Origin of the sequence: Flexibacter flexilis DSM 6793 (genome assembly GCF_900112255.1) — a bacterium.
GTDB lineage: Bacteria > Bacteroidota > Bacteroidia > Cytophagales > Flexibacteraceae > Flexibacter > Flexibacter flexilis.
In genome coordinates this window covers 61,203-82,379 of the sequence record NZ_FOLE01000008.1, presented here as the reverse complement: position 1 = coordinate 82,379, position 21,177 = coordinate 61,203, and the positions used below count along the sequence as shown (strand labels likewise).

Sequence of the window (21,177 nt, the reverse complement as noted above, 5' to 3'; positions counted from 1 at the left end):
TAGGTTTTGTTTGGTTGAGTAATTTTCTTTAAATCTACTTAAAACACTGTTTATCAATGAATTTACAATCGCTTATTCGCAAATACGATACCGCAACGCCTCGCTACACGAGCTACCCGACCGTTCCGTTTTGGAATGATGCCAGCCTTACGCCAGCCGTTTGGGAACAGCAAGTAAAGGCCGCTTACACGCAACGCCACGAAAATGGAATAAGCCTGTACGTGCATTTGCCTTTTTGCGAAGCACTGTGCACGTATTGCGGTTGCAACAAACGTATTACGCGCAATCATGCCGTAGAAACGCCTTATATTGATAGTCTTTTGGCCGAATGGCAAATGTATAAAAACCTGTTGGGCGAAACCCCAACGCTTCAGGAACTGCATTTTGGCGGCGGAACACCCACATTTTTTTCTGCCCAAAACTTAGACAGACTTTTGTCGGGGCTGTTGGAAGGTTCAAAACCTGCACCGCACCCAGAGTTTAGTGTAGAAGTTCACCCCAACGTAACAGACAGAGAACAGTTGCAAGTGCTTTACAATCATGGATTTATGCGCCTGAGTGTGGGCGTGCAAGACTTTGACCCCAAAGTTCAGTTTGTGATTAATCGTTTGCAAAGTTTTGAGCAAACGGCACACGTTTTTGAGGCGGCGCGAGAAATTGGTTACACGTCCATCAATGCCGATATTATTTTTGGCTTGCCGCTCCAAACCGCCGATAGCATTCGCCTTACCATCGACCGCGTGCGACAATTGCGCCCCGAACGCATCGCGTTTTATAGCTACGCGCACGTACCTTGGAAAAGCAAAGCCCAACGCCGCTACACGGAAGCCGACTTGCCGTCGGCGGAACAGAAACGCGCCATGTACGAGTTAGGCCGCGATTTGCTGTTGCAAGTGGGCTACATCGAAATAGGCATGGACCATTTTGCGCTGCCGCATGAGGCATTGGCACAAGCCGCCCTCAATGGTACGATGCACCGCAATTTTATGGGTTATACCACGCAGGAAACGGATATTTTGTTAGGCTTGGGCGCGTCGTCTATCGCCGACACGGGCACGGCTTTTATGCAGAATATCAAAGAAATAGAAGAATATCAGCAGGCTATCGCCGAAGGAAAATGGCCGATTACGAAAGGGCATTTGCTTACCGACGAAGACAAGCTTATTCGTAAACATATCCTGAACCTAATGTGTCATTTTGAAACTGACTGGGAACAGGAAAGTACTTACAGCCCTGCGCTGGAAGAAGCCGTAGTGCGTTTGCGACCGTTGGAAGCCGACGGCTTGGTGATTGTAGAGCCTAAGCGCGTGCGCATTACGCCACTGGGACGCGCGTTTTTGCGGAACGTATGCGTGTGCCTCGACGAACGTTATTGGAAAAACAAAGAACACAGCACGCAGCCGATATTTAGCAAATCAATTTAATTGCTGAAATAATCCCCCGTTTGAAGCTCATAATCGCGTCAAACAGCTATTTAAAAGAAAAAATCATACACTCACCAAAACACAAATGGTAGAAATTAAACTTTTATGAGTTTAATTTCTACCATTTGTGTTTCAAAATAAAATACAGTGTTTTTAATTCATCGAACAAGTTAATAAGTGTGATTTTGTAATGTATAATTAAGCAATAACTAATGTATAACTCCCTGATATTAAAACTCGTCGCCTTTGCTCAATAGCTTTTCTTTGGCATCAGCCACTTTGGCGGCAAGCTGAACCATACTTTTGAGATTTTCTAAACCCGAAACAGCCGAAGCACGCAAACTAAAATTCAGTCGGTAAGTCCCCTCTGTTCCGTCTATTTGCCAAGCTCCAATTTTTTTGTCAGCATTATCACGCAAAAGCGTAAACAGGTCGCTATGTGCAAAATCGCCGCTTTTGTTGCCTTTGGCGGCGGTCGAATAAATTTCTCTTACTTCTATATTATTATAGTCGTAAGTATTGGAATTAATAATAACGAGTTGCGTACGATTTTCGCCCATATCGAACACGAGCTTAAAATTTCCTTTTTCAGAAATTTCGTATTTCACGCCCCACTCATCTAGTTTGGCTTTTACGCGGTTGTCGTAATCAGCACCGCCCATTTGCGCAAATGTTGGCAAAGAAATAAAACCAATGGCGCATACCAACAAATACTTTTTAATACCTGTCATCATTATCCTATTTTATTTAAGTCTGTTTTGAAAGTGTAAACGGAGCAGCGATTTGCTCACAGACAAATATATAAGATATAAGAATATTACTACAAGTTTTCAGACTACAAAAACCGCTATTTTATATTAAATACGCAATATGCAGTAACCATTAAGCCAACTGAGAAGCATCAAAGCTCAGCGGCAAAAGCGCAGCCACCGAATCAAACACGTAGAATTTTCCGCCATCAGTAGGCAACAGAATTTGAATGTTTTGCTTTTGCTTGTATTCGTATTCGCGCATTACTTGTCGGCAACCGCCACAAGGTACTATGGGTAAAAAATGGGTTGGCTTCAAAGAAGGGCGAGCCGCCACAGCAATGGCTTTCACTTGGTGCTGTCCGTAATTAGCCGAAGCATAAAAAAGTGCGGTACGTTCGGCGCATAAACCCGACGGATACGCGGCATTTTCTTGGTTATTGCCTTGCAAAATAGAGCCATCACTCAACAGCAATGCTGCTCCTACATGGAAGTTAGAATACGGAGCGTAAGCATTATTCGTGGCGGCAGTGGCATTGTGCCACAAAACACGCAAATGTTCTGGCAATTCAGCTTCATTTGCATATACGTCAATCGCTATTTTTAATTCTTTTTTTTCTGACATTTGGTGCGGTGTCAATTAGCAAAAATGCTGTTCAGCAGCACACTGCCCCGCCTCAACCCCGCACGAACCCAAATAATAGCCCTGCAAAAGGAGACAAAGGGCGTAAAAATTAGGGTTTATTTTTTTCTTATCAAAATAAAATAAACTTTTTTCTGGCATTTTTCAGACAAATATCAGAGAAACAGTCGCTTAATTAAGCAAACGATTGATTAGAGCCAAACCAATAATCGAGCGATTGCCTTCGCCATAGATCGGATAGAACGCATATTGGCGGCGCAACGGATTGCCTTGTGCATCTTTATACTCTAATGTAAACGCGTAGGTTTCACCAGCCAAAGTGCGGTCATAGTAGCCTTTCCATTCCTCACGAGCATCGGCGGCTATCACCTGAAACACATTCATTCCATCATAATATTCTATTCCCATTTGCTTGTAACGTTCCCGATAGCCTTTATTAACCAAAACAACATTGTACCCCCTATCCAACACCAAAATATTATCATCATAGGCATTAATCACCGCTTCAAGCATTGATTTTTTACGTTCAATTTCTTGGCGAAGGTTTTGCGCCTCTGTTACATTTTTGGACATAGAAGTAAGACCTATGATATTTTCGTTTTCGTCATAAATAGGCATAAATGCTATATCAAAATAAGCTGGTTCTTTGGTTACAGGCGAAATAACACGTTCTGTAAAACTAAAAGATTCGCCTGACAAAGCCTTATCAAATTGTTCCTTGCGGTCGGCAGCTTCTTCCGCCGAAAGTTGTTTGAGTATATTTACGCCCTCCGTAAGCTGTACACCTTTGCTTCGGTACATTTCGCGCATACGCTTATTGATGGTAAGCAAATGATAATCTTTGTCCACCGACACGACGGCAGCTTCTATATTATTGAGAAGTGCTTGCAAATTAGCTTCTTTGGTGGCCATTACTTGCTGCGTGCGCATCATTTCTTCTTGCGTGGCTTGTAACTCTTCTACGTTTTGGCGCATCATTTCTTCTTGTTGGCGCATTTGCTCGGCTTGTTCCTGCGACCTAGCCAATAAGGTTTGGGTTCTTTGGGTAACATGAGCATTACGGATAGACGATGCCAAGGTCTCACTCAAACGCTCCAAAAACTCCACTTCGTGCGCTTCCAACACTTGAAAAGAAGCCAGTTCCAACAAACCTTCTACGGCATCGTTGAGTTTGAGCGGTACAATCGTGATACAAGTAGGCGTAGCCGCGCCTAGCCCCGATGTAATTTGCGTATAATTTTGCGGTACGTCTTTCAAGAAGATTGTTTCTTGCTCCAAATAGCAACGTCCCAAAAGCCCCTGCCCTATTTCGATGCGGCGTTGCTGATGGCGTTTGCGTTCGTAGGCATACAAACTTTTGAGCGAAATATGCAAGTCGTTGTCGTCGTGGCCTTCCACCAAATACAATCCCCCTTGATTGGCATTTAAGTATTTGACAATAAACAACAACATATCATCAAACATTTGTTGTTCATTGTCGGCAGACTGGCGCAAAATAGCCGCTCCTTGTGCCAAGCCGTTGGCTATCCAAGTGCGTTTTTCGTCTTCTTTGTGGGCTTTTTGTACTTCCAAAAGTGTATTTTCAATGTCTTGGCGGGCATTTTCTAACTCTGCATTTTTCTGATTGCTTTCTTCGATCCAAACACTGTTACGTTCTCTAAATTTATGATTGGCATGCAAAAACAAAAACAAAGAATCGGTCAAAAAAACAAGGATTACACCAAAACAAACGTATTGCATATAACCCGACTTGAATGTTTCTGTATCAAAATCGCCATGAAAAGCATTATTCAAGTACGGAAACAACATAATCAACGCCCCAACAAAAATGGCGTTGGCAAACAGGTAGAACCTTTCGGAATATGAATACAGCACAAAAGGGGTCATAAAGAACGTGAGTTGTATCACGATCAAGGAAGCGTAAATGGGTTGGCCGTCGGGCATCAGATACGCGATAGCAATATTGCCCAATACGGCATTAGGCGCGCACAAAAGCAGCCGTGCGACCGTAATATTCCCTCGAACACTAAATATAAAAGCAAGAAAGCAGTTGAGCAGAAAGCATACCAACAAAAATTGCAAACTTGGGTAAACGAAAAAAGCTACCGCAAAAAATACAACTCCTAATAGAATAGAACGTATGGCCAACTGATTGGTAATACGTATTGTTTCATTCATATCATCAGAATAGTCAGGTTTAACACCCCATTCCAATATATTTTTTAAGCTAAAACTCTCAACACTCATAGGCTAATTTACTAATAGTTTTGAACAAAAAATACTGAGCTATAACACTCAATGCCCAACAATAATAAAGGCAACCAATCTATTCCAAAAGTAATAAATCTTCGGAAAAAAGAAAGGTTGCCTTTATGGTTAAATAATAATATTCTTAATATTTGGCAATTATCAGGCAAATAACCTACAATAATACTATTAAAGCCATAATAATTTATTTTATCATTTGAATAAATGCTGTAATAGTCGGCGAAATTTTATCTAAAAGTAAAGCAGGATACACACCAAACAACAATGTGAGCAAAGCCAATGGCATGAGCAACAGCATTTCGCGCGTGGTCAAATCCACCAAAAACGCCGACCACGAATCCCCACCACGCACCCAGAATTTACCCAAAAACATTCTGCGAAACGCCCACAAATAATAGGCTGCCGCCAATACAATGCCCAACGTAGAAATAACCGCCATCGCAGGCGACAAATGCACCGATTTAAACGCCCCCAATAAAGCCAAAGCCTCCGCGATAAATCCCGAAAACATCGGCAAACCCAGCGAAGCGAAAAAGGCCGCCGCCGTAAAAAACGTATAACGCGGCATGGCCGAGGCCAAACCCGCATAGTTTTCGATACGGCGGTCGTGCGTGCGGTCGTAGAGTACGCCCACAATCAAAAACAACATCGCCGAAATTATTCCGTGACTAAACATCTGATAAACAGCCCCATTTACACCTTCGTGTGTAAGCGACGCAATCCCCAACAGCACAAAACCCATGTGCGAAACCGACGAATACGCAATCAATTTTTTCAAATCGTGCATCGCCAACGCATTGAGCGCACCATAAATAATAGAAAGCACACCCAAAGCTCCCAGCCACCAAGCATAATGCGCGGCTGCATCTGGGAAAATACTGTACGCAATTCGTAACAAACCGTAACCTCCCACTTTGAGCAACACACCCGCCAGCACTACAGAAATAGCAGTTGGGGCTTCTACGTGCGCATCGGGTAGCCACGTGTGCAAAGGCACGGCAGGCAATTTGATAAGAAAACCAATAACCAATGCCCAAAATATCCAGTGACGAACAGGCAAGCCAGCAATAACAGTCTGATTCGCTACATTTAACAGCGCATCAGGCGCAAAATTATGTGGGTTCATCATGGCAGGCAGACTGAAAGTATAAACGCCATTTTCTTGCACCGACGTACACAAAGCAATCATGCCCACCAAAATAAACAGCGACCCGACCAGCGTATAAATAAAAAACTTAATAGAAGCGTATTCGCGCCCCACGCCACCCCACAGCCCAATCAGGAAGTACATGGGCAAAAGCATAAATTCAAAGAAAATATAAAACAAGAAAAAGTCTAAGGCCACGAAACAGCCCATAATCGCGGCACTAAGCAAGCCGTACAGCGCGAAATAACCACGCGCTTTGTCCTGAACGTGCCACGAAGCCAACGCCCCGACCGCCATCACCAAAGCCGTAAGCCAAACCATGCTGATACTCAGGCCATCCACACCCACAAAATAATCTATCTGTAAGCCGCTGCCATCACCTCCAAAAGCCAACCATTTGTAACGCTCTACCCATTTGTAGGCCGAAAGCTCGGAAGGTGCTGCCGCTACCGCCTCAAAACCCCAGTACAGCATAGACGCAACCCACAATTGCACTAAGGCCGCTAACAAGGTAATCCAGCGATAAGAGTTTTTGAGCTTTTCGGGAATAAATAAAATGATAAGTGCCGCCAACAAGGGCAATACAATGAGGATAGATAAATACGGGACGTTCACGCGAGTAACAATATGATTAGTAATGAGTTATTGACCAATAAAACCGTTTAAAACAATTTTACTGACTCCAAAAAACTAACACCAAATAAATGTGTTTGGTGCATAAAAAGCCCAAAAATACAGCTTCGCGGCGAAAATGGTACTTTTTTAAAAAAATACCAATGATTTTGAATAACAAAAAAACTATTTGTTCGGAATTTAATTTTTTAATTATCTTTACCTATCTGTAAATAGGTAGCTACATGAGCACACGAGACAACATCATAGAAACGGCAGATACTTTGCTGCGCAAAAATGGATATAACGACTTTAGTTACAAAGACATATCGGAAATTGTGGGCATCAAAACAGCCTCGATACATTATCATTTTCCTGCCAAAACGGATTTGGGTATTGCCATTATTCAGGCGCACGCCGACCGTCTGCAACAAGATACCGCCAAATTGCGAAGCCGTCCGCCATTGGAGCGTTTGGAAAGATTTATACAATATTATTATAAACTCAGTGGTGCGGGGCAAGTCTGTGTCGTGGGGGCGTTTGCCAGCGATTTGGGCGCAGTGGACGAAAACATCAGGCTCAAACTCAACGATTTTATGCAGCAAACAGCCAACTGGGTACGCGAAATTTTGGAAGATGGGCAAGCCGACGGCACTTTTCATCTCAATATTGCCGCCCAAGACAAAGCCGTCCTGATTATCACAAACCTGATGGGCTTGGCGCAAATTGCACGTGTGGGCTATTTGGCGACTTTCGAGCAAATCAAATCACAGATTATCAACGAAATACGAAAATAATTTTTATTTTATAAACCATTAATTACACCAAAAACATGATTCATCAAGAAAAATTTGAAACGCAATGTGCCGACGGCGTAACGCTGCGCGGCATTTTATTAATTCCCGAAAATCCGAAAGCGGTCGTGCAGTTCAACTGCGGCACAGCGGCAAAAAAAGAATCTTATTTGAAGTTTTTGGAGTACATCGCTCAGCACGGCTATGTGTGTTGCCTATGGGATTACAGAGGAAGCGGCGAGTCTGCGCCCCAAAATATGCGCGACTGCCAGTTTCGCTTTTCGGATTATGGACTAAAAGACATGCCCGCTATCAAAGATTTTTTGAACCAACGATTTCCCAACCTACCGTATTTGTTATTGGCACATAGCGCAGGCGGGCAGCAAATCGGGTTCATGCACAACCTGAATGAAGTAAAAGGCGCGGTCAATATTGCCGTTTCGACGGGATATTATCCCAATATGCCATTGAATTACAGACTGAAAGCCTACTTTTTCTTTTATCTGTTCTCGCCGCTCAGCATCCAACTGACGGGCTGGGTACGTGCAAAAAAATTTGGATTCATGGAAGACTTGCCGCGCGAGGTGGTACGAGAATGGCGCAGTTGGTGTGCAGAACGTGACTTTTTCTTTAGCCCAAAATATTATCAAAAAACCGTTCCGAAAGGTCATTATCAAGAATTTGATTTCCCGATTCACGTTTTTTGGACACCCGACGACACTATTTCCAACGAAAAAAACACCCAAAATTTATGGAAACACATTCGTTCGGACAAAGGAATTGAATTTACGCGCGTAGAGCCGTCCGCATTGGGAGTCAAGCAAATAGGTCATTTCGGGTTTTTCCGTTCTTCGCTCAAAAATCAATTTTGGCCTAATGTGGTCAAGCAATTAGATGTTTTTTTAGCCTAAAATTTTGTTTTAAAAAAGCTGCAGGGGCGCATAATCCAAAATTTGGATTATGCGCCCCTGCACTGGTAACCAAGCAATTAACTATCTTATTTTTATTTTGTGTCTATGTGAGCATCGCCATATTGCGACCTGATTTTGACAACACTCGTTGGCGTGCCTTTTCCGACAGTGCCTCTGTAAGTATTGTTATTTGGGCGACGTTCCGAAACCGTCATTTTTACAAAATCTCTGTCCACGCGCAAATCCCCGAATTGAAAATGTGAATCTAAATCAAAAGTGGCGTTTTCATCAAAATCAAGGTCAATGCTTCCGAATTTGCTATCCAAATCAATTTTCCTGAATTTGCGGCTCACCTCTCCTACTTCAAAATTGTCGCAATACTGTACTTTCATGTCCAATTCTTCGTAAAGTTTATCCAACGAAATTTTGGTAAAAGCAGCCTTTCCGCGCAACACATCTATATTGTCAATATCAATGTTATCGTAACGGCTATTGAGGATAATTGTCTGCATATCATCCAAATCCAGCGTAGAAAAATCGGTTTTCATGTCAAGCGAACCCGCTTTTTGGAGGCGAAGCGTTGAGTACGAAACATCAAGTTTGCCTTGTCGGATATAATCGGCCATTGCCGTACCAAACGATACTTTTACGCGGTTGTCGTTGCCGAGCAGTTGGTCAAATTTAACGCTACCATAACTCACATTTACGTCCGAGCTACCCGTAAAAGTGGCCAGATACACATCTCCAAAACTGTTGTTCACTTGCACCGACAAATTTTTGGGAATGGTAACCGTGTAATTTATTTCCATGCCTTTGTATTCGTTGCGACGGTTGGTGTTCTGTTTGGTGATAATCGTGTTCAGGTACATGATTTTATCTTTTGTATATTGCTGAACATCAACCCCTTGCAAAAGATTTTTGGCAGTTGCTTCATTTGAGGCGTGCGCTATAATTTCCGTCTCAATACTAATATCTTGGCGATCAGAAGTATTAATATGCACTTTTCCGTATTTGTTGGTAATGCTCAACTTTTGTACATCTGAGGCATTGGCTTTAAAACTAACCGTGCGTTTTTGAGAAACATCATTCACACCCCAACGGCTGCGACCCGATTTACGATCAGCATCGTTGAGCGAACGCTCAAACTCCACGCTACCATTTTCAAAAGCACGCGCAATTTTGTCTCCAGCCCTTTCCATATCATCGCCGAAGCCTTCCATTCCTTCCCCAAAACCCTCAAAGGCACGTTCCAATTTTGTACCCAAGCGTTCTATTTTCGATTCAAAATCGTCGGCATCCCAAGTCCAGTTCCACGTTTGGCCATCTTCTTCCACCGTAACATCTACTCTGGACTTGGACTTCGAAGCTGGCGGTACAGGTGGTACGGCAGGTGGTTTGGCAGCTGCTTTTGCTTTTTCAGCTTGCTTCTGAGCAACAGCAGCTTGCCTTTGGGCGGCGGCGGCCTGTCTTTGCGCTTCTTTGAGTTTTCGCTGCGCTTCTTGCAATTGCCTTTGAGCTTCTTGCATTTGTCGTTGAGCTTCTTTTTCTGCTCTGAGTGCTTCCTGCTCGGCATTGTTTTGCGCCAAACTAACGGTATTGGGCAAGACGCTAAAGGCCAATACGGTAGCTATCAATATTTTATAAAACGATGTTTTCATTTTCTTGCGATGATTGTTTTGAAATACTCTGTAAAACTTCCAGTTGGCGCGAGAGCAATAACATACGCATCTGCAGGTTGCGCGTCATGGCATCAAGCACTTTTTGTTGATTGGGGTTAGTTTCCAATTCGTGTTTGAGTTGCTTGTAGGTCGAATCCAACTCGGCCATTTTTTGGTCGTTTTCGTCCTGCAAACCCAATTTTTGAAGATCGTATTTACTCAACTGCTTTTCCTTTAGGCTAATCATTTGGGTATAATAACGCTCAACCTCAGCCATTTGCGGATTTATTTGTTCAAGTTTGACGGTGGCAGCCATTTCTGCACGTCCGCTCACTTGCCCCCAATGATAAGCCGCTGTGCCTGCCATCATCAAAAAAGCAGTGGAGGCCGCCGCAACTGAAAACCTTACCCACGAAATAGTCCAAAGTGATGGCTTCTTGGCGGCGGGTTGTTGCAATTGCTCGCGAATCGAAGCCCAAACTTCGTCGGATGGCTCTTCGCTGTCAAATGCAAGCCTGTTGGCTCTGATTATTTCTTCCAAATTATCCATAACAACATAACAATCAGTAACTTATTCTTTTTATTGTTGGCAGATTTCGAGCAGTTTTTTACGCGCTCTACTATACTGCGATTTGGAGGTAGCCTCCGAAATAGACAAGATTTGCGCAATTTCGGCGTGGTCGTAGCCTTCCAACAGATACAGCGAAAGTACAACTCGATAGCCGTCGGGCAGTCGCATGATGGCTTGCCGTATGGCTTGTACTTGTTCCTCTGTGGCCGTGTGTGCCGAAGGCCAAGGGCTTGCTTCGTCGGGGTGGTCGGTGTCGTCGGCCAACGAACTAAAAACTAACCTCCTCTTTTGTAGTCCGCGAATGGCTTTATTGACCACTATCTTTTTGAGCCACAACCCAAACGAAGCATCGCCTTTGAAATTGCTAACCTCTCTAAATGCTATCAGAAACGACTCTTGCAACACATCTTCGGCCTCTTGCACGTCGCCCACGATGCGCAAGGCCACATTGAACATGGCCTTTTTGTAGAGCTTATACAGCTCATATTGCGCCTTGGGGTCGTTGCTTCGGCAACGCTCCACAATGGCCGCGTGTGGGTCTATGTATGTTGGTGCAGTAGTCAAGTTTCTTTCTAATTTCTGTCTAACAGATACCAAGCCGTGTGCAAGAGTTGCACGCCAACGCCAAAATAAATAAAAAAGGCGTAAAAAAATTTACGCCCATTTCATAAAATACAATAAACCAATTAGTTATTATTTTTTATTATTCACTAAATACTGAATTTTATATAGCGCTTTATTATTTGTTTTGCTGATAATATTTTTCGCATTCTTTCTGAACATTGGTAATATCAATTCGCTGCGGTGCGTGCTGGCCATCAAAAATCACCATTGCCCACAGTTCTTTACGCATATTCATCGGGAATTTCTGGCCGCTTTCTGTCTCAAAAACCAGTAGCGTATCGGCAGAGATGCGCTCAACAGACGTGTGTATCATTTCCAGATATTCTTTGGCTTGGCTCATGTAAAACATATTATCGTCGGCGGCGGTCATAAAATCATCTGGATTTTTCGCTTGCAGACTATCTACTTGTTTGTCAGAAGGATAAATCATCACGCCTACATCGCCCCGAAAGATTTTGCTGGGCATTTTGGATGCAGTTTCCTGCACCGTTGAGATTGCTGGCGCGGCGGAGTCTTCTACCTTGAGGGTACTTTTTATCAACGCGCGAGCAGTATCTACAAGACTTAGAGATTTTGCTTCTTTTTCTACTTTGGGCGACGAACAAGACATCACCAAAATCAGATACAAAAGAGTTAAGTATTTTTTCATGATTGATGACAAAAAATAGTAGTATGCTTCAAGACAAAAATACAATTGATAACTTACCTACTCTTGGGTATTATATCAATGTCCCGTTTTACTTAACGAAAAGCATATTTGCGTTTACAGCTCGCCTATATCTTTGGCCAAAATTAGCAAAACACCTCCCCTTTTGTATATTTGCGGGTATTGTTACGGTGATTGTCCAACCAAACCCCAAAGTCTTTTATTTTCAATAAATTATGGTACTGAATTATATTTGGATTCTGTTCTTTCTTATTGCTTTTGTTATTGCCACTATCAAATTGGTATTTTTCGGCGACACAGAAGTATTTCCCGAACTGGTCAATTCCACGATGGCCATGTCCAAAACAGCCTTTGAAATTTCGATTGGTTTGACGGGTGCCATGTCGCTTTGGTTGGGTTTTATGCGCATCGGCGAGCAAGCTGGCGCGATTACGCGGCTGGCCAAGCTGGTGAATCCATTTTTTACAAGACTTTTTCCCGAAATACCGCCACATCATCCCGCTATCGGAGCGATGCTAATGAACTTTTCGGCCAACATGTTGGGGCTGGACAATGCCGCCACGCCGCTCGGCCTCAAGTCCATGAAAGCACTTCAGGAATTGAACCCCAACAAAGACACGGCTTCTAATGCCCAAATTATGTTTTTGGTACTCAATGCTTCGGGTCTTACGCTTATCCCGATTTCGATTATGGTGTATCGGGTGCAAATGGGTGCGGGCAATCCTGCGGACATTTTCTTGCCAACGCTTTTAGCTACATTTTTCTCTACGATGGCAGGGCTTATTTCTGTAGCTATTTATCAGAAAATCAATTTGTTTGATAAAGTAATATTGGCGTATTTGGGCGGTGTTAGCTTGGTGGTTGGGCTAATTATTTGGTATTTTCTGGGACTGCCACAAGAACAAATCGGGAAAATTTCGAGCATTGTCGGCAACTTCATTTTGTTTGGGGTGCTGACATTATTTATTGTTTTGGCCATTAAAGCAAAAATAAATGTGTATGAAACCTTCATTGAAGGCGCGAAAGAAGGTTTTGAGACGGCTACCAAAGTAATTCCGTATTTGGTGGCAATGCTCGTGGGTATCGGCGTGTTCAGGGCTTGCGGAGCAATGGATTTGTTGCTTCAGGGCATTACTTATACACTGGACGCAGCCAATATTAACGCCGACTTTGTACCCGCTTTGCCAACCGCACTCATGAAGCCGCTAAGCGGTAGCGGAGCGCGGGGCATGATGCTCGATGCCATGAAAACCTATGGCGCGGATTCGTTTGTGGGGCGTTTGGTATGTGTTATGCAAGGTTCTGCAGATACAACTTTCTATATCGTAGCCGTGTATTTTGGTTCGGTGGGTGTGCGCAACAGCCGCTACGCCATTCCGTGCGGACTCATTGCCGACGCGGTGGGCATGATTGCCGCCATCGGGTTAGCTTATTTGTTTTTTACCTAACAAATAGCGACTTTGCAAAGTATTATTTTATTATTTGACAATAACCTTTCATTTTTAACATATTTATCTACATCTCATGACAAAACATTTTCGCGCCTTTATGGTGTTGGCAATTTTATTGCTGACCAATTACCAGTCATTTGCACAAACACCTGACTCGCTGAGTTTTAGTGCCAACCCTTTTTCTGATTCTACCGCCGCGCGTATTTTCTTGGGACAACCCACGGATACCGTAAAATTAAAAATTTATAATGTACTGGGTACGCTGATACAAAACTTCGAGTATCATAATTGGGCGGCAGGCACGCATGAAGTGTATATAGGCCAACCTGCAGTAGTAGGTTTATATAAAGTTCGGTTATATGCCAATAATGATACAATTCAAAGGAAAATCATTAAAATTGACAGCTCTGTAACGACAAGTATTTCCAAAAACGTAATATCTATTACGGGGAACGTTTGGCCTAATCCTGCCGCGCAAGCCATTTATTTGCCGCAACAAGCCCAATATTTTAGCATTACGGACTTGGGTGGAAAAGAGATTTTGAAAGGAGCAGCAACAAATAATAAATCTGTTTCGGTGGCTAATTTTCCGCAAGGCAAATATTTTATTCAGCTTTACGATTCCGCCAAAAAAATTATTGGCACACGGTTATTTATTAAAGAATAACAAAACTTTATCATAAATAAAGCGGGGCGATTTTCATGCTGAAAATCGCCCCGCTTTTGTTGTATTATTTGTCTTTGTCGTGTGGCCGAATGATAATGCGCAAAGTTGGGTCGTTGGTTACAAACGCCCACAACCAACTAAAGGCGAGCCAAATTTTATTCCTAAAACCTGCAATCGGCATAATATGCACTACCAACCACAACAGCCACGCCACAAACCCTTTGAAAAAAGCATTGGGCAAATCGGCTACCGCTTTGTATTTGGTAATAATGGCCATTGAACCTTTATTGTTGTAAGCAAATGGCTTCTGCGCTTTACTTTCCAAACTATTTTGAAGGTTTTGGGCTAATAATGAGCCTTGTTGGATGGCCACTTGTGCAAGTTGTGGGTGGCCGTTAGGATAGTCTTTGTCAGTGGTTTGGAAGCAAATATCGCCGATGGCGTAAATGTTTTCTGTTCCTTGTACTTTGTTGAAAGCATCGACTAAGATACGCCGACCGCGTCCAACAGCTTCGGCTGGCAAACCTTTTACTTCACGCCCCACCACGCCCGAAGTCCAAATCAGTGTATTGGTCTGAATATGTTGGCCATCGCTTAACACTACACCACCGTCCACATAATCTTTTACGGAGGTATTAAGTAAAATATTGACACCCAATTCTTTGAGCACCTTATACGTTTCTTGCTGCGATTTGCCGCTCATCGGCGCAAGCAACACGCCACCTGCTTCCACCAAATACAAATGCTGTAGTCTCGTGTCCAGTTCTGGATACTCTTTCGGGGCAATATGTTTACCCATTTCCGCGAGCATTCCCGCCACTTCTACACCCGTAGGGCCTCCGCCCGCAATGACGATGTTGAGGTGTCGGGCTTTGGCGGCTGGATCGGTTTCGCGCACGGCATCTTCCATGTTCAGCAGTAAATGGTTGCGCAAATGCGTGGCCTCGTCTATACTTTTGAGTGTCAGTGAATTATTTTTCACATTCTCCATCCCGAAATAATTACTTTCCGTACCCAAAGCCACTACCAAATAATCGTAAGGAAGTGTTCCCGTGTCGGTGGTAATGGTGTTTTCGGCTGGATTGACGGACAGTAATTCGCCCAAATGGAAACGCATATTGGCTTTATCCTGAAAGAATCGCCTGAATGGATAAGAAATATTAGACGGTTCGATAAAAGCTGTCCCGACCTGATAGAGCAACGGCGGGAAGAAATGATAGTTATTTTTATCGACAAGCGTAACCTCAAAGCGGTTATCGTTGGCTAAAACTTTAAGAAAATTGATGCCGCCGAAGCCTCCACCGACCACGACGACTTTTTTGGGTTTTCTTTCCATAGCGAAAAAGAAAAAATACGGTAATTGATTTGCAACAAAAGACTTCCGCAACGATTGTAGAAGCTTTTCTTTGAAACAAACTAAATTGTTTTTCGGTTTTGAAACCCAAAAAAATAGGTTAATCGGCACAGGTTTTTGTTTAAGCGTAGTATTTGGCTTGTTAAACGGAGAGAAGTGGCCGTCAGTCGTCGGCTCTTTTATTTCAATCGATTATAGTAAACGATAAGCCGCATCATGTCCTCAAAATCGGCGAGTTTGAGGCGATTATTTTTAATAAAAACTTCCAAATCCTGCTGATGGTCAGGCAATATTTTATACAAATCGTTCTCGCTTTTTCCTTCCCAGTAAGTAATGTTACCGTCTGGCAGACGTAAATACATTTCCTTGATGAGGCGCGTGCGCGTGTAATACATAGTTCGGCCTACAAAACTATCAAAAGTCGGGACGGTCTCGGTAATGAGCTTGTTACGCGTCAGTAAACTGGCCTTTTGCCCCTGCAAAGCCATCTGAAAAAACACTGGTACTTGGTATTGTTTGCGCATAGCATACGGCAACACATAAAATGTTTGGGAGGCGTTGCCGTGCTCATCCGTAAAAATGGCCACTTGCACTTGGCGCGGAGAAAGCACTTTTAGCATGCGGTTAGGCATGGCCACTTCCAGCAAATCTTGCGAGAAATCCAAATTCATTTGTCCTTCCAGCGAGTCGCCATCGGCCAACCAAGCCTTCCCGTAAATCGTTGAGACAATGGCCGTTTCTTGTGCTACCGCCAGATGCGAACCAAGCACAAAGAAGCAAACCCAACCCAACCAATAATACGCTCTCATTTTCTTTGAATTAATATTGAACTATTACTTTAAATGTTTTAGTCTGCGAGGGCTGTACCACTTTTAGGAAATAGCAGCCTTCTGCCAACTGATATTCAGGTAAATTAATTGTAATTTTATCCGCAGTTGGCGTAAATGTTTTTTGCAATATTTTCTGCCCGATTGCATTAAAAACAGTTACATCCGCATTGTCCGTTACGGCAGCAACAATAACATTACTGTTTGTTACAGGGTTCGGATATAAGCTCATCGAAACACTTTTTGGCTCTTCTTGCGGCACATATTCACTCCAAAGCGTTTTGCGGCGAATGCTACCACAAAGCACCGTGCGCATTCGGGCTACTTGGTCTTGCGTGAAAATATTCATACATGCATCGTAAGTATAATCCAAATAATTGGCCGTCATGTCCGAGCCTTGCGCATCGGGACAACTGTCGTAAGTAGTGTTACAGTTATAATTTGCCTGCGAAGCAGCTGGCGTGTCATTACAATAATCCGTACTGGTACAGTCGAAACCATCGCCCCAAATATGAATCAAACCCAAAAAATGCCCAATTTCATGTGTAAGCGTTCTGCCCAAATTGTATCGGGTGCTTAACGGGCTATTGCCCACATATTTATAACAAACCATAACGCCATCGGTTGTACTATCTGCACCTGTAGGCAAGCCATCCAAATCGCTATTGACAGGAAACGAAGAAAAGCCCAATAAATTTTCCGCACCATTTTTAAGATTACAAACCCAAACATTGAGGTACTTATCTTTTGGCCAATTGCTTTTGTCTTTTAGTGCCGCTTGTTCGCTTAATTGCCATTCTGACTGGCCTCCATTGGCACGCACAATTCCCGAAGTAGCCTTCCCTTGCGGATCTTTACTGGCCAATACAAATTGAATGCGTGCATCAGCTCCACGCGAATCTGTATTATAACCGTTCGTTCCTTCTTTTCGGCGATAGTCTTCATTTAATATTCTAATTTGAGACGTAAGACGACTGTCTGGAATATTCGTACCAATGCCCACAGCCTCGCCATTATGAATAATATGGAACACAACAGGTATTTGATAAACGGTTGTATCTGAGCAAGAAGCAGTAACCGAAACATTACTTACTGTTTTTTTTGTAAAAATAGTAGGAGACTGCGACAAAAGCCCTACACCACATCGTATTACATTTTCGTCTTCAGTTTTATTTTGGGCAAAAACCGCCATGCCACAGCCCATAAATAAGAAAGAGATAGAGAATATCTTTGCAAAAAGGGTTATTTTTTTTGACATAAAATCAGAAATTACAATGACAACTTCAGTGCAATATACATAATTATCATAGGAGAATAAGGAATTAAATAAAAAATTGGTTTATCCCGTATCAACGGAATAAACCAATTTTTATTGGAGAACATTTTATTGTTTGCGTCATGAGGTATTTGTTTTATAGAGCAAAATGCATTACTCCCACCCCATAACAAAAGCATTAACCTACATATTTATTCCGTATAAAAAACACGCTTGACACGCGCACTAATATTGGTAATGATTTCGTAAGGAATCGTATTGATTTTTGCGGCTAAATCGCTGATAGTAAGCGTGTCATCAAAAATAACGACCTCGTCGCCTTCCTGCGCTGCGATGCCCGTAATGTCTATCATACACATATCCATACAAATATTGCCGACTACGGGGGCAAGCTGTCCGTTCACTTTCACGCTGCCCACTCCCCTACTGAATCCGCGACTAAACCCGTCGGCGTAACCAATGGCAATCGTGGCCAGTGTCGTGTCGGGGTGTTGGGCAAGGCCGCGCCTTCCGTAACCGATGCTTTCGCCTGTGGGTACGTGTTTGATTTGGGAAATAACCGTTTTGAGCGTCCCGACCGTCTGCAAATGAGCCTGTTCCAAGCCGTTTACTTCCACGCCGTACAAGCCGATTCCCAAACGCACCATGTCAAAATGCGCTTCTGGGAAACGAATAATGCCTGGCGAATTGACGATATGGCGAATAAATTTATAACCCAAACCTTGCTCCAAAGCCTCCACGCTACGCGTGTAAGTGGCAATCTGTTGATGCGAAAAATCGTTGTGTTTGGCCTCGTCCGAACCCGCCAAATGGCTAAACGCCGAGCCGACGGTTAAATTTTTGTTTTCGTTCAGCACTTGCACCAACGCCGCAATTTCTTTTTCCTCAAAACCCAAACGCCTCATGCCCGTATCAATTTTGAGGTGAATTTTGGCGGGTTGGCCGTCCAAATGTTCCAAGAGTTTTTGCAGGATTCTGAAACTATATACTTCTGGTTCAAGATTGAAAGACAGCAACTTATCGAAGGTTTCGGGCGCAGGATTCATCACCATAATCGGCAACGTGATGCCGTTGCGCCGCAAGTCCACACCTTCGTCTGTGTAGGCAACGGTCAGGTAGTCCACGCGATGAAATTGCAGCAAATTGGCCACCTCATAACTGCCACTTCCATAAGCAAAAGCCTTGACCATCACCATGAGTTTAGTTTCGGGTTTTAGTTTGCTTTTATAAAAATTCAGGTTATTGACCAGCGCGTCCAAGTTGATTTCCAAGCGCGTGCCATGCACTTTTTCTTGCAGCCACTGCCCTATTCGCTCAAACTCAAAACTGCGTGCGCCTTTTATCAGAATCAGTTCGTTATGAAAATATTGTTGTGGTTTGATGGCCTCCAAAAAGCTGTCCGTGCTGTCAAAAAAGGCCGTTTCTCCTTCAAAAAACTGACGTAACACTTTGATTTCCTTGCCGATACCAATCACACGCCTTACGTTTTTTTCGGTGAGCAATTGCGCAATGTGTTTGTACAAAATAGTGGGTTCAATGCCCGCTTGCGGCACATCGGACAGTATCACGGTTTTGCGCGATTTGACGGCTTGGTTTTGTTGATTAAGTAAATCCAGCGCGAGCGTAAGCCCCGCCAAATCATTGTTATAACTATCGTCAATCAAATAACATTGATTAATTCCTTGCTTGAGTTCCAAACGCATGGACACGGGTTTGAGAGCCAACAGTCGCGATTGGGTTTCGGCCTGCGTTTTTCCCAAACAAAACATCAAAGCCACACAATGCAACACGTTTTCCACCGAAGCCGCATCCGAAAAAGGTAAGTTTAGCTCCCACGCCTCGCCGCCCAAACCTTCCACGCGGTAACGTGTGCCCTCGCGGGTCACTTTCCACGCAATAACGTATTGGTTATCAGATTTATATTTTTGAATAAAAGTATCCAACGCCTCATGCGCACGGTTATAAATCACCACAGGGCAATCTTTGAAAAGCTGCCATTTTTCGGCAATTTTTTCGTTTTGGGAAGAAAAACCTTCGTCGTGCGCCGTACCGATATTGGTAAAAATACCGATGGTCGGCTGCAAAATCGCTTGCAAACGCGTCATTTCGTGGGGCTGAGAAATGCCCGCTTCAAAAATGCCTAACGTGTGCTGCGGCGCGATGCTCCAGACCGAAAGCGGCACACCGATTTGGGAATTATAACTTTTGGGGCTGCGTACAATGTTAAAATCTGGCGCAAGCAATTGCGCCGCCCATTCCTTCACGATGGTTTTGCCGTTGCTGCCCGTAATGGCCACCACAGGCAATACAAAGCCCTGACGGTGCACCCGCGCAAGCAGTTGCAAGGCATCTACGGCACTGTTTACCAACAAGATATTGGCTTCGGGGTAGCGCGAAAGGACGGATTCGGGCAAGGCCACTTCTACCACAAAATTGCGAACGCCCTGCGCGTAAAGGTCTGGCAAATAGTGGTGTCCGTTGTGGCGCGTGCCGCGAATGGCAAAAAACAAGGTACGAGCTGGCAACACTAATTTGCGGCTGTCGGTAGCCAAATAACTAATAACCGACTGTGTGGCAGGCTCTTGCAACACTGAGCCGCCGATTATATCTACTAAATCTTTGAATGCAATCACGGTACTGTACTAAAAAGGGTGAAATGATGGCGGCAAATATACGGATAGCCCCATACAGTGCTATGTTTTTGTGATAATCATAGCGTTATAAAACAAAAATCAACTGATAAACAACGCTTTAGCTATAAATATCAATTACACGAGATTCTAATCAAGCAAATTTCCCAACCAAAAGCCTATAAAAAACTTTTAGTTGGGAAATTTTCGTAATGCGCTACCGTATGAATCGCACCCCATTGGCGTAGCTCGTCGGGCGTGTGCGAAGTAGTAATCCCGACGACGGGCAGCCCCGCGCCATTGGCCGAAACAATGCCGCCGCGAGAATCCTCTAAAGCGATGGCCTCCGACGGTTCTAAACCCAGTGCCTTAAGTGCTTTTTGATAAACTTCGGGGTGCGGCTTGCCGTGCCTGACCTGATGCCCGCCTACTATCACTTCAAAATAAGGCCGTATTTGCAGCGTATCCAACACAAAATCAATGTTATCTGCGCCGCCCATCGTGGCCAAAGCAATCCGAATTTGTTGGGCTTTCAACGCGTCGAGCAGTTGGGGCAAACCCTTGAGCGGCTCCATCGCTGGGCGGTACAACTCCCGATACAAAGCCTCTTTTTCATTGCCTAAAGCCTGTACTTTGGGGTAGTCAAGGTCTTGTCCAAAAAAATGTCTGATAAGCTCGTCTTGCGTTCCGTGATTTTGGGCGTGAAACTCGTGCGGCGCAAGCTCAATGCCATACTTGGCCAAAAACGCCAACCATGCTTTTTGGTGGTAACTTATGTTATTGATAAGTGTCCCGTCCATGTCAAAAATAAATGCCTTTACCTTCATGCTAAAAAAAGATTGGTTATTAGAAAACAAAAACCACCCGCCGAAGATAGCGAGTGGCCTCTGTATTTTTTATAAAA

The 21,177-nt window shown here is 43.7% G+C and carries 18 protein-coding genes; 5 read left to right on the top strand and 13 right to left on the bottom strand.

The annotated features are described in order from the left end of the window. Positions 1 to 56: 56 nt before the first annotated feature. Positions 57 to 1,424: an oxygen-independent coproporphyrinogen III oxidase gene (gene hemN, locus BM090_RS13045; protein WP_091513833.1), complete on the top strand. Its 1,368-nt coding sequence runs from the start codon at positions 57 to 59 to the stop codon at positions 1,422 to 1,424. 230 nt (positions 1,425 to 1,654) lie between these two features. On the opposite strand, the gene BM090_RS13040 is transcribed toward hemN, so the two are convergent. The 4 genes from BM090_RS13040 to BM090_RS13025 form a co-directional block, all read right to left on the bottom strand. Beyond that, positions 1,655 to 2,158: a hypothetical protein gene (locus BM090_RS13040; protein WP_143083973.1), complete on the bottom strand. Its 504-nt coding sequence runs from the start codon at positions 2,156 to 2,158 to the stop codon at positions 1,655 to 1,657. A gap of 148 nt (positions 2,159 to 2,306) precedes the next feature. Next, the gene (gene cdd / locus BM090_RS13035; RefSeq protein WP_091513825.1) at positions 2,307 to 2,798 is read right to left on the bottom strand and encodes a cytidine deaminase; all 492 of its coding nucleotides are present in this window, start codon (positions 2,796 to 2,798) and stop codon (positions 2,307 to 2,309) included. A 189-nt stretch (positions 2,799 to 2,987) separates the two neighbouring features. Continuing rightward, complete coding sequence (locus BM090_RS13030; RefSeq protein WP_177199930.1) at positions 2,988 to 4,994, bottom strand: PAS domain-containing protein; 2,007 nt, start codon at positions 4,992 to 4,994, stop codon at positions 2,988 to 2,990. A gap of 274 nt (positions 4,995 to 5,268) precedes the next feature. Further along, the gene (locus BM090_RS13025; protein ID WP_091513818.1) at positions 5,269 to 6,846 is read right to left on the bottom strand and encodes a complex I subunit 4 family protein; all 1,578 of its coding nucleotides are present in this window, start codon (positions 6,844 to 6,846) and stop codon (positions 5,269 to 5,271) included. Between the two features lie 242 nt (positions 6,847 to 7,088). On the opposite strand from BM090_RS13025, the gene BM090_RS13020 reads away from it, so the two are divergent. Together BM090_RS13020 and BM090_RS13015 are read left to right on the top strand one after the other, a co-directional pair. Beyond that, positions 7,089 to 7,640 carry a TetR/AcrR family transcriptional regulator gene (locus BM090_RS13020; protein ID WP_091513815.1) on the top strand — a complete coding sequence of 184 codons (552 nt, stop codon included), beginning with the start codon at positions 7,089 to 7,091 and terminating at the stop codon, positions 7,638 to 7,640. Positions 7,641 to 7,675: 35 nt separating this feature from the next. Next, the gene (locus tag BM090_RS13015) at positions 7,676 to 8,548 is read left to right on the top strand and encodes an alpha/beta hydrolase family protein (RefSeq protein ID WP_091513811.1); all 873 of its coding nucleotides are present in this window, start codon (positions 7,676 to 7,678) and stop codon (positions 8,546 to 8,548) included. Positions 8,549 to 8,640: 92 nt separating this feature from the next. Here BM090_RS13015 and BM090_RS13010 read toward each other — a convergent pair whose 3' ends face one another. The 4 genes from BM090_RS13010 to BM090_RS12995 all read right to left on the bottom strand — a co-directional run bounded on the left by BM090_RS13010 (position 8,641) and on the right by BM090_RS12995 (position 12,050). Next, positions 8,641 to 10,206: a DUF4097 family beta strand repeat-containing protein gene (locus BM090_RS13010; protein ID WP_091513807.1), complete on the bottom strand. Its 1,566-nt coding sequence runs from the start codon at positions 10,204 to 10,206 to the stop codon at positions 8,641 to 8,643. After that, positions 10,187 to 10,756 (bottom strand): hypothetical protein, encoded by a 570-nt coding sequence (locus tag BM090_RS13005; RefSeq protein ID WP_091513804.1) that lies wholly within the window; start codon positions 10,754 to 10,756, stop codon positions 10,187 to 10,189. The genes BM090_RS13010 and BM090_RS13005 overlap by 20 nt, the downstream gene beginning before the upstream one ends. A 30-nt stretch (positions 10,757 to 10,786) precedes the next feature. Next, entirely contained in the window at positions 10,787 to 11,341 is a 555-nt protein-coding gene (locus BM090_RS13000) for an RNA polymerase sigma factor (protein WP_091513801.1), read from the bottom strand. Between the two features lie 175 nt (positions 11,342 to 11,516). Next, positions 11,517 to 12,050, bottom strand: a complete 534-nt coding sequence (locus BM090_RS12995; protein WP_091513797.1) for a hypothetical protein — start codon at positions 12,048 to 12,050, stop codon at positions 11,517 to 11,519. Between the two features lie 233 nt (positions 12,051 to 12,283). Between BM090_RS12995 and BM090_RS12985 the strand changes: the two genes are divergently transcribed. Then, positions 12,284 to 13,516, top strand: a complete 1,233-nt coding sequence (locus tag BM090_RS12985) for a nucleoside recognition domain-containing protein (RefSeq protein ID WP_091513789.1) — start codon at positions 12,284 to 12,286, stop codon at positions 13,514 to 13,516. A gap of 76 nt (positions 13,517 to 13,592) precedes the next feature. Next, positions 13,593 to 14,186 carry a T9SS type A sorting domain-containing protein gene (locus BM090_RS12980; RefSeq protein ID WP_091513786.1) on the top strand — a complete coding sequence of 198 codons (594 nt, stop codon included), beginning with the start codon at positions 13,593 to 13,595 and terminating at the stop codon, positions 14,184 to 14,186. A 64-nt stretch (positions 14,187 to 14,250) separates the two neighbouring features. Here BM090_RS12980 and BM090_RS12975 read toward each other — a convergent pair whose 3' ends face one another. The 5 genes from BM090_RS12975 to BM090_RS12950 form a co-directional block, all read right to left on the bottom strand. Further along, the gene (locus BM090_RS12975) at positions 14,251 to 15,522 is read right to left on the bottom strand and encodes an NAD(P)/FAD-dependent oxidoreductase (protein WP_091513782.1); all 1,272 of its coding nucleotides are present in this window, start codon (positions 15,520 to 15,522) and stop codon (positions 14,251 to 14,253) included. Positions 15,523 to 15,719: 197 nt separating this feature from the next. Continuing rightward, complete coding sequence (locus BM090_RS12970; RefSeq protein WP_091513778.1) at positions 15,720 to 16,349, bottom strand: hypothetical protein; 630 nt, start codon at positions 16,347 to 16,349, stop codon at positions 15,720 to 15,722. Positions 16,350 to 16,359: 10 nt separating this feature from the next. Then, a complete protein-coding gene (locus BM090_RS12965; RefSeq protein WP_091513775.1) occupies positions 16,360 to 17,625 on the bottom strand; it encodes a M43 family zinc metalloprotease in 1,266 nt (421 codons plus the stop codon). 209 nt (positions 17,626 to 17,834) lie between these two features. After that, a complete protein-coding gene (locus tag BM090_RS12955) occupies positions 17,835 to 20,276 on the bottom strand; it encodes a bifunctional UDP-N-acetylmuramoyl-tripeptide:D-alanyl-D-alanine ligase/alanine racemase (RefSeq protein WP_091513769.1) in 2,442 nt (813 codons plus the stop codon). A gap of 176 nt (positions 20,277 to 20,452) precedes the next feature. Then, positions 20,453 to 21,100, bottom strand: coding sequence for an HAD family hydrolase (locus BM090_RS12950; protein ID WP_091513766.1), 648 nt, complete (start codon positions 21,098 to 21,100; stop codon positions 20,453 to 20,455). Positions 21,101 to 21,177 lie beyond the last annotated feature (77 nt).

Excerpts from the sequence above, each read along its gene's own strand:
- cdd (WP_091513825.1), bottom strand. The coding sequence starts at position 2,798 with ATGTCAGAAAAAAAAGAATTAAAAATAGCGATTGACGTATATGCAAAT.
- hemN (WP_091513833.1), top strand. The coding sequence starts at position 57 with ATGAATTTACAATCGCTTATTCGCAAATACGATACCGCAACGCCTCGC.
- BM090_RS13040 (WP_143083973.1), bottom strand. The coding sequence starts at position 2,158 with ATGATGACAGGTATTAAAAAGTATTTGTTGGTATGCGCCATTGGTTTT.
- BM090_RS12980 (WP_091513786.1), top strand. The coding sequence starts at position 13,593 with ATGACAAAACATTTTCGCGCCTTTATGGTGTTGGCAATTTTATTGCTG.
- BM090_RS13030 (WP_177199930.1), bottom strand. The coding sequence starts at position 4,994 with ATGAATGAAACAATACGTATTACCAATCAGTTGGCCATACGTTCTATT.
- BM090_RS12985 (WP_091513789.1), top strand. The coding sequence starts at position 12,284 with ATGGTACTGAATTATATTTGGATTCTGTTCTTTCTTATTGCTTTTGTT.
- BM090_RS12975 (WP_091513782.1), bottom strand. The coding sequence starts at position 15,522 with ATGGAAAGAAAACCCAAAAAAGTCGTCGTGGTCGGTGGAGGCTTCGGC.
- BM090_RS12995 (WP_091513797.1), bottom strand. The coding sequence starts at position 12,050 with ATGAAAAAATACTTAACTCTTTTGTATCTGATTTTGGTGATGTCTTGT.
- BM090_RS13020 (WP_091513815.1), top strand. The coding sequence starts at position 7,089 with ATGAGCACACGAGACAACATCATAGAAACGGCAGATACTTTGCTGCGC.
- BM090_RS12965 (WP_091513775.1), bottom strand. The coding sequence starts at position 17,625 with ATGTCAAAAAAAATAACCCTTTTTGCAAAGATATTCTCTATCTCTTTC.
- BM090_RS12970 (WP_091513778.1), bottom strand. The coding sequence starts at position 16,349 with ATGAGAGCGTATTATTGGTTGGGTTGGGTTTGCTTCTTTGTGCTTGGT.
- BM090_RS13005 (WP_091513804.1), bottom strand. The coding sequence starts at position 10,756 with ATGGATAATTTGGAAGAAATAATCAGAGCCAACAGGCTTGCATTTGAC.
- BM090_RS12950 (WP_091513766.1), bottom strand. The coding sequence starts at position 21,100 with ATGAAGGTAAAGGCATTTATTTTTGACATGGACGGGACACTTATCAAT.
- BM090_RS13015 (WP_091513811.1), top strand. The coding sequence starts at position 7,676 with ATGATTCATCAAGAAAAATTTGAAACGCAATGTGCCGACGGCGTAACG.
- BM090_RS13010 (WP_091513807.1), bottom strand. The coding sequence starts at position 10,206 with ATGAAAACATCGTTTTATAAAATATTGATAGCTACCGTATTGGCCTTT.